This window comes from Salinivibrio sp. IB574, assembly GCF_001996205.1.
GTDB lineage: Bacteria > Pseudomonadota > Gammaproteobacteria > Enterobacterales > Vibrionaceae > Salinivibrio > Salinivibrio proteolyticus.
Genome location: NZ_MUFN01000028.1, coordinates 32,594 through 46,982 on the forward strand (window position 1 = coordinate 32,594; position 14,389 = coordinate 46,982).

Below are 14,389 nucleotides of genomic sequence, written 5' to 3' on the forward strand. Positions count from 1 at the left end.
TGAGAAGTAGGATAACAATGGATAATATCGACGTCAGAGGCGCGCGTACGCACAACCTCAAAAACATCAACCTAACTATTCCCCGCGATAAGTTGATTGTCATCACCGGGCTCTCTGGATCCGGCAAATCATCTTTAGCCTTTGATACCTTGTATGCAGAAGGACAACGTCGCTATGTTGAGTCTTTGTCGGCTTATGCGCGCCAGTTCCTCTCTTTGATGGAAAAGCCCGACGTTGATCATATTGAAGGCTTGTCCCCCGCTATCTCCATTGAGCAAAAATCAACCTCGCATAACCCGCGCTCAACCGTGGGTACCATCACCGAAGTGTACGATTACTTACGCTTGCTGTATGCGCGGGTCGGGGAGCCTCGCTGTCCGACCCATGATGTGACCTTGGCCGCTCAGACGATTAGCCAAATGGTCGATAAAGTGCTTGCCCTACCAGAGGGCAGCAAACTGATGTTGCTCGCCCCGATTATCAAAAACCGCAAAGGCGAGCACGTTAAAACTCTCGAAAACCTTGCCGCACAGGGCTTTATTCGCGCACGTATTAATGGCGAAGTCTGCGATCTGTCCGATCCACCGACACTCGAACTACATAAAAAACACACCATTGAAGTGGTGGTGGATCGCTTTAAAGTCCGTGAAGATCAACAGCAACGCTTAGCGGAATCGTTTGAAACTGCTCTCGAGCTCACTGGCGGCAGCGCGGTGATCAGCTGGATGGATGGCGACGGCGAAGAGCTGATCTTCTCTGCCAATTTTGCCTGCCCGCACTGCGGTTACAGCATGCAAGAGTTAGAGCCACGCCTGTTTTCCTTTAATAATCCGGCTGGCGCTTGCGGCACCTGTGATGGCTTAGGCGTACAACAGTACTTCGATCCTAAACGGATTATTCAGAACCCTGCGGTCAGCCTCGCCGGTGGGGCGATTCGAGGCTGGGATCGACGCAATTTCTACTACTTTCAGATGCTACGCTCACTCGCTGATCACTACGACTTTGATCTCGAGCTGCCCTGGCAAGATCTGTCTGGCACCATTCAAGACATTCTGCTTTACGGTTCAGGCCCGAAAGAGATCGAGTTTAAATACGTCAACGATCGGGGCGATATTCGTGTGCGCAAACATCCCTTTGAGGGGATCCTCAACAATATGGAGCGTCGCTACCGTGATACCGAGTCTAATGCGGTACGTGACGAGCTGGCTAAGTACATTGCGACTAAACCGTGTGCAAGCTGTGGCGGGTCACGATTGCGTCAGGAAGCACGCCATGTCTTTATTGATGGCCGCAACTTACCTGAAATTTGCGAGCTGAGCATTCAACAAGCCCTCGACTTTTTTGAACAACTAACCTTATCGGGTCAACGTGCCAAAATTGCCGAAAAAGTCATGAAGGAGATCCATGACAGATTACGCTTTTTGGTCAATGTCGGGCTTAATTATCTTAACTTGTCACGAAGCGCCGATACGCTTTCTGGCGGGGAAGCACAGCGTATCCGCTTGGCGAGTCAAATCGGGGCTGGCCTGGTCGGAGTAATGTACGTGCTTGATGAACCCTCCATTGGTTTGCATCAACGAGATAACGCACGCTTACTCGATACGCTGGAGCATTTACGCGATCTCGGAAACACCGTGCTTGTGGTCGAGCATGATGAAGACGCCATTCGCGCCGCCGACTATGTGATTGATATTGGTCCAGGCGCTGGTGCTCACGGCGGACAAATCGTGGCCGAGGGCAGCCTCGACGATATTCTCAACAATGACAACTCGCTAACCGGACAGTACCTCAGCGGCAAGCAGGCGATTGCCGTTCCAGAGACCCGTCGCCCTCGAGATCCCGACAAAATGTTGGTGCTTAAAGGTGCAACAGGGAACAACTTAAAACATGTCGATTTACACTTGCCCGTAGGCTTATTCACCTGTGTCACCGGCGTATCTGGGTCAGGAAAGTCGACATTAATTAACGATACCTTCTTTAAAGTGGCCCACCAGCAACTCAATGGTGCCACCACCGCCGAACCCGCGCCTTACGAGTCTATTGACGGGTTAGGACATTTCGACAAAGTGATCGATATTGATCAAAGCCCCATTGGGCGTACTCCACGTTCAAACCCAGCCACCTATACGGGGATCTTTACGCCGATACGTGAGCTCTTCGCCGGCACGCAAGAGGCTCGGGCACGCGGGTATAAAGTGGGTCGCTTTAGCTTTAACGTACGCGGCGGTCGCTGCGAAGCCTGCCAAGGCGATGGGGTGATCAAAGTAGAAATGCACTTCTTGCCCGATGTGTATGTGCCTTGTGATGTGTGTAAAGGGAAACGCTACAACCGCGAAACACTCGAAGTGCGCTATAAAGGCAAAACTATCGATGAAGTCTTGGAAATGACCGTCGAAGACGCACGTGAATTTTTCGACGCCGTCCCCGCTATCAAGCGTAAGCTACAAACGTTGATGGATGTCGGTCTGAGTTATATTCGTCTAGGCCAAGCCGCCACCACCTTATCAGGCGGCGAAGCACAGCGGGTAAAACTGGCCCGTGAGCTATCTAAGCGCGATACCGGTAAAACGCTATATATCCTTGATGAACCGACAACCGGCTTGCACTTCCATGATATTCAGCAGTTGCTGAATGTGTTGCATCGCTTACGCGAACAGGGCAACACCATTGTGGTGATCGAGCATAACCTAGATGTGATTAAAACCGCAGATTGGATCATCGATTTAGGACCTGAAGGCGGTAACGGCGGCGGTGAAATCATTGCTCAAGGTACGCCAGAAGAGATCGTCAATGTGGTTGGTAGCCACACGGCCCACTTCTTGAAGCCCATGTTGGAGCGATAATGACACAGGCGTTACCCACCCACCGAGTGAAACGAAAACCGCTTACGGTGCCCTTTTTAGGGGCACTGGCGGCGTTATGGCTGATCTGTTTGCCATTGTATTCGGTCGACTTGCCGTTGGTGGGTATTCGCCATCCTGCTGCCGCTCTGTCGTTACTCACGCTTAGCTTGGTATTGGGGTTTGCCGGACTGGAAGTGTGGCGACAGCACACATGGCGCGTCACTCACTTAACCTGGGCGTTAGTGGCCGCCACGCTCTGTGCCAGTGTGCCATATCTTTATCCGCAAGCGGCAACGCTAAATAGCGGCTATGCCATCGCCGCATTGGTTCTCAGCCTCGGTTTTTTCTCCAGCTTACAGCAGTTTATTTTTAATCATGCCCAGCGACAAAAGCTACTGGCCGTCTTGATGCTTGCCTCTTGGTTGGCCATCCTTTCCGTCTTAGGCAACCAATCGCCACCGGGCATAGCGCCTTTTAAGTTTGAACATTGGGTGCCGCATTTACCCGCTGCCGTGACCCATGCGTTATTACTCACCGGCCTAAGTTTGGCGGCTTATCTGCTCGCCCGAGAGCCAAGTAACCGCTACCGCCATCCCATAACGCAAAGCGTGTTGGTGTTCACGCCAGTGGTTATCCTGCCCGTGCTTGCCATGCAAGGACGACCGCTACTGCTCCTGTTTGCCCTTTGCGCCATTGCCTTGCAACAAGTTTATCTCAGTCGCTTTGCGACGCGGCGCCAGCATCTTGCGTGGCTGGCCGCCATGTCTGCCGGTGCGTTACTCGCGGTGTTCGGACTGACCGGGCAAGAAAGCTGGCAATGGCTCACGCCTCAAGACAAACGCGCACTGTGGCTTGCATGGCAGCAATTTCAACAAACGCCTTTTTTTGGCGTTGGCATGGGTCATGGACAAACGACTCTACTGCTCGCATCGGCGGCACATCCGGGACACACTGGCCCCGTGAAATTGCCGAGCGCGCTAGCATTGTGGTTATTGGAAGGTGGGCTTGTGATAGCACTGGCGTATCTTGCGGTGATACTGCCACTGGCGCTTCGCATTATCCGCGCCCCTTCAGGCACGCGGCGTATGCTCGTTGCGCTCGTGCTTCCGCCACTCACTGGCTTGCTTATCTATCCGGCCAGCGGTACGCAGTGGTTTAACGGTATTTTACTGCTCATGTGGCTGTACTGGCTGGATAATTTAACCAGCAAATACCAACGAATCACATTTTCTACCGCCGAATATGGGCAGCGTATCGCGACACGCAGTATTGTCACTGTAATGATCTTGGTGGGATTGTTGTGCCTATCATCGGTGTATTTAGCCAATCGCTACCTGCGTGACTCTTTATTAACCTCTCAGCGTATTGCGCTCTACCAGCAACATCCATGGTGGCAAAGCAAACTCACCCAAGGGCTCGCGGAACAGCACTTTCAGCACACCCTAGAGACACTGTCGGATGCCGAGCGCCACCAGCACCTGCACCTATGGCTGCAGCATGTGGCACAACACCCCACGTTTACGGGTTACCAGCATGCTTACCAGATTGCACTGCAAATTGGCGATACGCAGCGGGCACGCGATATTCAGCAAGAGGCGCGATATTTGTTTCCGCAAGCCGCCAAGGTGTGGACCACTCGCCACACCTTACCGATGCGCACTCCGCCGGAATAACGTACGCTTAGCGCAGTGCGTCGCCCAGTGCTTTTAAGCATAGCGCGATGTTTTCTTCACGCGCACTGTAACCCATCAAGCCAATTCGCCATGCCTTACCAGCGAGATCGCCCAAGCCAGCACCGATTTCGAGGTTATAGGTGTTGAGCAAATGTTGGCGTACCGCGCCATCATCGACGCCATCCGGGATATACACCGCGTTSAATTGCGGCAAGCGATAAGGCTCATCCACCACAAAGCGGATACCTAAATCGTCCAACCCCGCTTTTAAGCGTTGATGCATGGTTCGATGACGCTGCCAAGCGTTCTCAATTCCCTCTTGATATAACTTGAGCAATGATTCATGTAACGCATACAGACTATTGACCGGTGCAGTATGGTGATAACTGCGTTTGCCGTCACCGCTCCAATAGCCCAGCACTAAGCTTTGATCGAGAAACCAGCTTTGCACCTTGTGGGTGCGCGCTTGCATTTTTTCAACGGCACGCGCTGAGAAGGTGACCGGCGATAGGCCCGGAACACATGACAAGCATTTCTGACTACCAGAGTAGACCGCATCAAGTTGCCATTCATCGACTTTCAAGGGTACACCGCCAAGTGATGTTACGGCATCAACAATGGTAAGGCAGCCGTGCTCGCGCGCCAGCGTCGCCAGTGTTTGCGCATCTGAGCAAGCGCCCGTGGAGGTTTCAGCATGAACAAACGCGACGATGCTAGCTTCTGGGTGCGCTTTTAATGCCGCTTCCACCTTTTCAGGGCTGACAGGCTCGCCCCATGCATCGTCAACCATCACCGCGTGTGCACCACAGCGTTCAACGTTTTCTCGCATTCGGTCGCCAAACACCCCATTGCGACAGACAATCACGGTATCACCGGGCTCTACAAGGTTAACGAAGCACGCTTCCATTCCTGCACTCCCGGGGGCAGAGACCGCAATGGTAAACGGATTCTCGGTCTGAAAGGCATATTGTAAGAGCTGTTTGACCTCATCCATCATCGCAATAAAAAGGGGATCGAGGTGTCCCAACGTCGGACGACTCAACGCCTGCAACACTTGCGGAGAAATATCAGACGGGCCAGGGCCCATCAGGGTGCGCTCTATCGGCTGAAATGAGCGGATATCGGAAATTGAAGTTGCCATAACCTATCCTTGTGTCTGCTAAATTTGCGCTTTCCGTTATAGCATACTTTGTGTTCATCGCCCCATTGTCACATTGCGAACTTACGTGCTAGAGCGCATATTCAACAGGTGGCGGATAGCAGCGACATAGGTGCCTGATCGTCGCTTTGCAACTCAATTGGCGGTTGACAACCACTCACCAGCGCCCGTAATGTAACCACTCACCATGTGGATCAACACATGGCCGAACATACAGAAGAGGTGCATCACTSAGGCAGTTATCACGCGGAGCCCTACTCCAAGGCGTGATAATCAGGGGAGGCGATGCCGAGGGGGTTCCGACAGGGTAAGGAGCCGCCGGCCATGAAGGCTGAATCCTTCAGGCTGTCACTTGTCATCCATTTGGACAGACAGGTGGAGCGCTTCTGGCAGAATGCCTGCCGTTTGCTCTTCCTTTTTGCTCGCGTTTGCGACGTGACTTCTGATGTTCCCCACTGACTTTTAAATATGTTGAATCAATGAGCACGAGCTCAAAAGGGGAAAAGGACGTGAACCCGTTACCATCTATTTCAGTCGCTAAATTTGGCGGCACCAGTGTTGGCACCTTTGCCGCCATGCAACAAAGTGCCGCAGTGATTATGCGCCACCCCGAGACCCGTTTTGTAGTGATTAGCGCATGTGCCGGCGTCACCAACCATCTTGTCGCCTTAGCCCAAGGCATAAAAAACGATGTCTTACGCCAAAACACACTGGATGCAATAGACGCTATCCACCAGCAAATACTGGCAGCTTTGCCCGCTTGTCATCACACCCAAGAAGCAGTGCGAACGCTCCACCAGCAGATTATCTCCTTGAGTGAGCAAGCCTGTGAGGCCCCGAGCGAAGCGCTTACCGATGCCTTGGTTGCCTGTGGCGAGCTTACCTCTACGCACCTGTTTACTCGCTTGCTCGTCCACCTTGGCCTGCCAGCAGCTCGGATTGATGCCCGCGAATATTTGAAAACGGATAGCCAATTTGGTCACGCTATTCCAGATATCGCCCTGACTCAGCAACAGTGTCAGCGCTTGAATGCGCAGCTAGACAATCACATTCTCGTGACCCAAGGATTTATCGGTGCCGACAAAGAAGGACGAACGACCACTCTTGGCCGAGGAGGCAGCGACTACAGTGCCGCTTTGTTTGCCGAAGCGCTCGGGGCAACAAGCTTGGCGATTTGGACCGATGTACCGGGCATTTATACTACCGACCCACGCCTCGCTGCCAAAGCACGTCCTATTGCTGAGATCAGCTTTAGTGAAGCATCGGAGATGGCGACGTTTGGCGCCAAAGTGCTCCACCCGTCCACGCTATTACCCGCGGTACGCCAGCATATTCCTGTCTTTGTCGGGGCGGCCTGTGCGCCGGAAAAAGGCGGGACTTGGATCCGAGAACACGCGGAATCATCCCCCCTATTCCGCGCCATTGCGTTACGCCGAAATCAAACCATGGTGACCTTGACCAGTTTGACGATGTTCCAAGCGTATGGCTTTCTTGCCAACGTCTTCGCGATCCTAGCGCGCTATCAGATCTCCGTCGATCTGATCACTACCTCCGAAGTCAGTGTGTCTTTGACGCTCGATCAAACCAATACACAAGGTGAGGTGCCCCGTTTGCCTGATGCCGCCTTGGAGGAACTCTCGACCTTGTGCCATGTTGACGTTTGCCAACACTTGGCCGTGGTCGCCTTAATTGGTAATGAGATGCGTCATACTCCGGGGGCGGTGACGCCGGTATTTAACGCCTTAGATACCGCCACCTTGCGCATGATTTGTTATGGCGCGAGTAATCACAATGTCTGTATGGTGGTTGATGACGACAGTGCCACCGAGGTAGTGCAGCGTTTACATACACAGCTTTTTGAGTAACACCCAAAAGAAAAGCCAGCGCGCGCTGGCTTTTCTCGGTTAGGCATTAAGATTAGGGCCTAGCCACTTTTCAGCTTCCTCAAGACACCAGCCTTTACGTGCCGCGTAGCTATCACGTTGATCGTTTTGAATTTTCGCTACCGCAAAGTAACGTGACTCTGGATGGGAAAAATACCAACCCGAAACCGACGCGCCCGGCCACATGGCATAGCTTTCGGTAAGTGTCATCCCCGTATGCGCTTCTACCGATAGCAATTGCCAAATCTTGCCTTTCTCACTGTGTTCAGGACAGGCGGCATAACCTGGCGCTGGCCGGATCCCTTGGTATTGTTCGCGGATCAGGGCGTCGTTATCAAGCGTCTCATCGGGCGCATACCCCCACAAGGTGATCCGAATTTGCTGGTGAAGATATTCCGCAAAGGCTTCTGCGAGTCGATCCGCCACCGCTTGGATCATGATCGCGTTGTAGTCATCCCCTTTCGCTTTGTACTCTTCCGCCAAAGCAGACTCACCAATGCCGCCTGTCACCGCAAACGCACCAATCCAATCCGCCTGACCGCTACTTTTCGGCGCAATAAAGTCTGATAAGCAATAGTTCGCACCACGCGGCTTTTGTGTTTGCTGACGCAAGTGATTCAATATCGTGCTCACCGTTTGTCGTGACGAGTCGGTATACACTTCAATATCATCATCCACGCTATTGGCAGGAAAGAGGCCACACACCCCTTTTGCCGCTACCAAGCCTTCTGCCTCGAAACGATCGAGCCAAGCATTGGCGTCTTGATACAAGCGACGGGCTTCCTCCCCCACCAGCTCGTGATCCAAAATCGCGGGGAATTTGCCACTGAGAGACCACGTCATAAAGAAAGGCGTCCAGTCGATATACTGACGTAAGGTCGCTATCGAGACATCATCGTAAACATGGATGCCTGGCTTCGCCGGTTGCGGAGGCATATAGTTTGCCCAATCCGTTTGCCACTTGTTATCGCGAGCCTGCTCCAAGGTCACCGGTGGCGTGCGGGGCGCTTTACGCTGATGCTGCTCACGCACAGTGTCATACTCTTTGGCCAAACGCGCGACAAAATCAGGTCGCTGCGTCTCGGATAATAACGAGGAGCACACCCCAACCGCACGCGACGCGTTGGGTACATAGACCACGGGCGCATGGTAATGCTGCTCAATTTTCACCGCGGTATGGGCTTTGGAGGTGGTCGCACCGCCAATCAACAGAGGAATATCAAACCCTTGTCGCTCCATCTCTTTCGCCACGTTCACCATCTCATCTAACGATGGGGTGATCAGACCCGACAGACCAATAATGTCGACGTTTTCTTCTCGGGCCACCGACAGGATCTTATCGGTCGGCACCATCACACCGAGATCAATAATCTCAAAGTTATTACACTGCAGCACCACGCCAACAATGTTTTTGCCAATGTCGTGTACATCGCCTTTGACGGTGGCGAGCAGGATCTTGCCATTGGTCTGCCCTTGCTGCTTTTCTGCATTGATGTAAGGTTCAAGGTAGGCCACCGCTTGCTTCATCACCCGTGCCGACTTCACCACCTGAGGCAGGAACATCTTGCCTTCACCAAACAAGTCCCCAACCACGTTCATGCCTGCCATCAACGGGCCTTCAATGACTTCTAGGGGTTTACTCGCTGCCGCGCGAGCCAGCTCGGTATCTTCAACAATAAATTCTGTAATGCCTTTGACCAGTGCATGTTCCAGCCGCTTTTCCACTGGCCAGCTGCGCCACTCCGCGGTTTCCGCGACTTCGCTCTCACCACTATCACGATAGCTGTCGGCGATCTCCAATAAACGCTCCGTGGCGCCATCATCTTTGTTGAGCACCACATCTTCTACTGCCAAGCGAAGCGATTCAGGCAAATCATCATAGATGGCTAACTGGCCCGCATTGACGATCCCCATGTCCATGCCATTTTTGATGCAGTGATACAAAAACACCGCATGAATAGCCTCACGGACGGGGTTGTTGCCTCGAAACGAAAACGACACATTTGAGACCCCGCCCGAGATCATGGCATGCGGTAAAGTTTGCTTGATATCAGCCACGGCGTTGATGAAGTCGACCGCGTAGTTATTGTGCTCATCAATGCCGGTGGCAACCGCAAAGATATTGGGATCGAAGATAATGTCTTCCGGCGGAAAACCGACTTGCTCGACCAGAAGATGATAGGCCCGCGTACAGATTTCTACTTTTCGTGCCTGAGTATCGGCCTGTCCTTGCTCATCAAACGCCATCACTATCACCGCTGCACCATAGCGACGGACCAAACGTGCTTGGTGAAGAAAGGCTTCTTCTCCTTCTTTGAGCGAAATAGAGTTGACGATGCCTTTCCCTTGAATGCACTTGAGGCCAGCTTCAATCACCTCCCATTTGGAGGAGTCAATCATCACAGGCACACGGGCGATATCCGGCTCGGCCGCGCAAAGATTGAGAAATCGCACCATGGCCTTTTCGGCATCCAACATACCCTCATCCATATTGATATCGATGATTTGGGCGCCGTTTTCCACTTGCTGCAATGCCACTTCAAGCGCTTCGTCATATTGCTCTTCAACGATTAAACGTTTAAAGCGTGCTGAGCCGGTCACATTGGTGCGCTCACCCACATTAACGAACAAGCTATCGGCATTAATGGTGAGTGGCTCGAGTCCAGATAAGCGACAGGCGACGGGATGAGCCGGCAAGGGGCGAGGAGGATGCGTCGCAACAACATCACTGATCGCTTGAATATGTTCGGGGGTGGTCCCGCAACAGCCACCGACCAAGTTGATAAAGCCAGATGCCGCCCACTCATCAATGTGCGTCGCCATCTGTTCAGGAGAGAGATCATATTCGCCAAAGGCGTTGGGCAACCCCGCGTTCGGGTGGACAGAGACAAAGCCCTCACAAATGTCGCTCAGCTCTTTAACGTATTGGCGCAATTCCGCCGGCCCGAGCGCGCAGTTCAAGCCAAAAGACAGTGGCTCGACATGACGCAACGAGTGATAAAAAGCGGCGGTGGTTTGTCCGGATAAGGTACGCCCAGATGCATCAGTGATAGTGCCAGAGATCATAATGGGCAGGCGTGAACCACGAGCATCAAAGACCTTCTCCACCGCAAACGCACAGGCTTTGGCATTCAAGGTATCAAAGATGGTCTCCAACATGATGATATCTACACCGCCCTCAATGAGGGCTTCGGTAGACTCAGCATACACGTCGACTAACTGATCAAAACTGACATTGCGAAAGCCCGGGTCATTCACATCCGGTGAGATCGAGCACGTTCGGTTAGTGGGCCCTAACACACCCGCGACAAAGCGGGGTTTAGTTGGCGTTTTCGCCGTCCACGTATCAGCAACCTCACGCGCAAGCCGAGCGGCCGCTAAGTTGATTTCCGCACTCAGCGCTTGCATGTCGTAATCGGCCATCGCGATTTGGGTGGCGTTAAAGGTATTGGTTTCAATAATGTCCGCGCCCGCAGCCAGATAATCACTATGTAGGGCAGCGATTTTATCGGGCTGAGTCAGCACCAAAAGGTCATTGTTACCTTTTACATCACAGTGCCAATCTTTAAAACGCGCGCCACGATAATCGGCCTCATTGAGCCCTAGCCCCTGAATCATGGTGCCCATACCACCATCGATTACCAAAATACGTTCGCGCAGTTGCTGTGTCAGTCGGTCCATACTCATTACGCTTATCATCTTCCTCATTGCGATAATTTCATCCTACCACAGCGAAAATGGAAATCTAGACGTCTATTTAAATGAATTAATATTGATCTATTTCAAATCTGCTGTTCGTTTTGGAAGCGATTTCTATTAATATTTTGTAACTCTTTTTTCCACTCCCTAGCCGTATCAGGAATGATGTATGTCAACCTACGCTATCCTCAGCTTTATGGCCGCTGCCGCCATTATCATCGCGTTTATTAACAGTAAAATTAGCCGCGTCCAAACCACCATCGCAATCACGGCGGGTGCACTTTTACTGTCTTTAGGGATAGTGATTGCCGGTCAGTATCAAGCCCTGCCTCTAAAGGCGATTGCCGCGCAAACCTTAGGGGATATTCATTTTGAGGAGTTTCTCCTTGAGGGCGTGCTTGGCTTTCTACTTTTTGCTGGAGGGCTGGGCGTCAAACTGCCTTCGTTTTCAGACCAAAAATGGGAAATCACCACTCTTGCACTCGGTGCGACACTGATCTCCGTGTTTTTAGTGGGATCTGGTGTGTGGGGCGTGTTCCAACTGATTGGGGTACAATTTGATTATATTTACTGCTTACTTTTCGGCGCCCTGATCTCACCCACGGACCCCATTGCCGTGCTTGCGATTGTCAAAAAATTACATGCCCCCATGCGTATTACCACCCAAATCGAAGGCGAGTCGTTGTTTAACGATGGTTTTGGCTTGGTGGTGTTTGTGACTATTTTCACCCTCGCATTCGGACACCAAAACCCAACCTTGGCGGGCACCCTGTCGCTGTTTGCGCAAGAAGCGATTGGCGGCATATGTTACGGCCTAGTTTTAGGCTATGCCTTTCACCGTTTGATTTGTGCCACTAACGATCACTCCATGGAGCTGTTACTCACTTTAGCCATTCCCAGTGCAGGCTATGTGCTCGCCGATATGCTGCATGTTTCCGGACCACTGGCAATGGTCGTCTCCGGGATCATGATCGGTAACTGGACCCGCTTTATTGGCTTTTCCAAAGAGAGTGAAGATCACCTCGACCATTTCTGGGAACTGGTCGATGAATTTCTTAACAGCTTACTGTTCTTGCTCATCGGCTTAAGCTTGTTGCAAATCACCTTTCATGAAGAGGACTGGATTGTAATGGGTTGTGTCGTGCCTTTAGTGCTAGCGGCTCGCTATTTGAGTGTCAAAGCCTGCTATCTCGGTTTCCGATGCTTTCGCGAATATAACCCGTGGGCTGTGCGCATTCTCACATGGGGAGGATTGCGTGGAGGCCTCGCCTTGGCCATGGCCATGGCGGTACCAGCCGGCATTATTGTGGTCCCAGAAAAACAAATCGATGTCAGAGAGCTGATTTTGGTGATGACTTACGCGGTGGTGGTGTTTTCTATTTTGGTACAAGGCTCAACCATGACCGGCATGGTTGATAAAGCAAACGCAGCTCAAGACGAGATGGACAAGCGCCTTCAATGAACTCCGCTCCTTTGTCTATCATAAAGGCGCCAGATGGCGCCTTTATTATTCATCAAGCGTAAAGTTAGACGCTGAAAATGTATCCAAGTCGAAGGGGGTTTGCTGATAGACACAATAGTTCAGCCAATTCGCAAACAGCAGATGCCCGTGACTGCGCCAGCTCACATACGGTGGCTGAGAAGGATCGTCATCCGGATAATAGTTAATGGGGATCACCGGCTCCATCCCTTCCTCTAAATCACGGTGATACTCATCATGCAAGGTATGCGCATCATACTCAGGATGCCCAGTGACAAACACATTGCGCTTATCTTTGGTCGCGGCCAGATACGTACCCGCCTCATTAGAGGTGGCTAAGATATCCAGATCGGTATGTTCATCCAAATAATGGGGAGAAAAGTCTGCATAACGTGAATGAGGCGCTAAGAAGCTATCATCAAAGCCGCGTAATAGCGGATGCTTAGATAACTCCCTATTTACCTGATGGCGATAAACACCTGATAGCTTTTCTTTGCGGGTTTTCTTAGGCAAATCGTAAAGTAGCTTTAATCCTGCTTGCGCTGCCCAACAGATATAGAGTGTGGAGGTGACATGTTGGTGTGCCCAATTCATCACATCCTGTAAATGCTCCCAGTAAATCACGTCCTCAAATTGCACTAAGCCGAGAGGCGCGCCTGTCACAATCAAACCATCAAAGTTACGCCCCCGCACAGCCTCAAACTGGCGATAGAAGGTATCAAGATGTTCAGTCGGCGTGTTCTTGCTTGGTCGGTTGTCTATCCGTAAAAGCTCAACATCCACTTGCAAAGGGCTATTAGAGAGCAGGCGCATAAATTGCGTTTCTGTCTCGATTTTCTTTGGCATCAGATTTAGAAGCAGGACTTTCAGCGGACGGATGTTTTGGCTTACCGCGCGCGTTTCTGTCATCACAAAGATATTTTCACGCCGCAGAATATTGGTCGCGGGAAGTTGGTCCGGAATTTTAATCGGCATCACTGCCTCCTAGAGATGTTTAGACGTCCAGATATCTAATAACATAACGCAGCCCATTATGGAGCTCAAGCAATAATCAAGTGGGATAAAGCAATACTCTATTGAGAATAGAAAGGAATCGGTATGGAAGGACAATACGTAAAAACGAAAAAGCCCTCCGCGAATGCGGAGGGCTTAAAAATAACTCTTGGCAGTGACCTACTCTCACATGGGGAGACCCCACACTACCATCGGCGCAGCAACGTTTCACTTCTGAGTTCGGCATGGGTTCAGGTGGTGCCGTTACGCTATGGCCGCCAAGAAAATACTGGTGCTGATAGGCAGATTTGAACTGCCGACCTCACCCTTACCAAGGGTGCGCTCTACCAACTGAGCTATATCAGCGAAAACGCTTTACCAAAGTCTTACGTCAATCTGCTTTGATACTTCAATTCGTTTTTGCCTTCAGATTTTTTCAAAAAATCTGAAAACAAGAAAGCAAGCCTGGCGATGTCCTACTCTCACATGGGGAGACCCCACACTACCATCGGCGCTGCTTCGTTTCACTACTGAGTTCGGCATGGAATCAGGTGGGTCCAAAGCGCTATGGTCGCCAAGCAAAATTTTGTCTGGAACAAAATTTAATGCACTTCAGTGCGGCCCGTCAGGGTCAAATACAAGGATGTATTTGATAAATT

General features: G+C 51.6%; 7 protein-coding genes, 1 tRNA gene, 2 rRNA genes and 1 riboswitch. Of the genes, 4 read left to right on the forward strand and 6 right to left on the reverse strand.

Translation table 11 applies throughout. The features are described 5' to 3' along the window. The first annotated feature begins 17 nt into the window (after positions 1-17). Positions 18-2,843, forward strand: a complete 2,826-nt coding sequence (gene uvrA, locus BZJ17_RS13430; protein WP_069588194.1) for an excinuclease ABC subunit UvrA — start codon at positions 18-20, stop codon at positions 2,841-2,843. Further along, positions 2,843-4,516 carry a hypothetical protein gene (locus BZJ17_RS13435; RefSeq protein WP_077641069.1) on the forward strand — a complete coding sequence of 558 codons (1,674 nt, stop codon included), beginning with the start codon at positions 2,843-2,845 and terminating at the stop codon, positions 4,514-4,516. The genes uvrA and BZJ17_RS13435 overlap by 1 nt, the downstream gene beginning before the upstream one ends. Positions 4,517-4,523: 7 nt before the next feature. Here the strand turns inward: BZJ17_RS13435 and BZJ17_RS13440 are convergent, their stop codons facing one another. After that, positions 4,524-5,657 (reverse strand): alanine--glyoxylate aminotransferase family protein, encoded by a 1,134-nt coding sequence (locus tag BZJ17_RS13440; protein ID WP_077641070.1) that lies wholly within the window; start codon positions 5,655-5,657, stop codon positions 4,524-4,526. Between the two features lie 227 nt (positions 5,658-5,884). Beyond that, a riboswitch (Lysine riboswitch) is annotated at positions 5,885-6,069 on the forward strand. An 85-nt stretch (positions 6,070-6,154) separates the two neighbouring features. Here BZJ17_RS13440 and lysC point away from each other — a divergent pair. Next, positions 6,155-7,540, forward strand: a complete 1,386-nt coding sequence (gene lysC / locus BZJ17_RS13445) for a lysine-sensitive aspartokinase 3 (protein WP_077641071.1) — start codon at positions 6,155-6,157, stop codon at positions 7,538-7,540. A gap of 39 nt (positions 7,541-7,579) precedes the next feature. Here lysC and metH read toward each other — a convergent pair whose 3' ends face one another. Beyond that, positions 7,580-11,257: a methionine synthase gene (gene metH / locus BZJ17_RS13450; RefSeq protein WP_108743825.1), complete on the reverse strand. Its 3,678-nt coding sequence runs from the start codon at positions 11,255-11,257 to the stop codon at positions 7,580-7,582. 169 nt (positions 11,258-11,426) lie between these two features. Here metH and BZJ17_RS13455 point away from each other — a divergent pair, with 169 nt between their 5' ends. Continuing rightward, a complete protein-coding gene (locus tag BZJ17_RS13455; protein WP_077641072.1) occupies positions 11,427-12,719 on the forward strand; it encodes a sodium:proton antiporter in 1,293 nt (430 codons plus the stop codon). A gap of 45 nt (positions 12,720-12,764) precedes the next feature. Here BZJ17_RS13455 and metA read toward each other — a convergent pair whose 3' ends face one another. The 4 genes from metA to rrf (BZJ17_RS13475) form a co-directional block, all read right to left on the reverse strand. Then, positions 12,765-13,712, reverse strand: coding sequence for a homoserine O-succinyltransferase (metA, locus tag BZJ17_RS13460; protein WP_077457974.1), 948 nt, complete (start codon positions 13,710-13,712; stop codon positions 12,765-12,767). 185 nt (positions 13,713-13,897) lie between these two features. After that, positions 13,898-14,013, reverse strand: a 5S ribosomal RNA gene (rrf, locus tag BZJ17_RS13465). Positions 14,014-14,020: 7 nt separating this feature from the next. Beyond that, positions 14,021-14,096, reverse strand: a tRNA-Thr gene (locus tag BZJ17_RS13470). Positions 14,097-14,193: 97 nt separating this feature from the next. Beyond that, positions 14,194-14,309, reverse strand: a 5S ribosomal RNA gene (rrf, locus tag BZJ17_RS13475). Positions 14,310-14,389 lie beyond the last annotated feature (80 nt).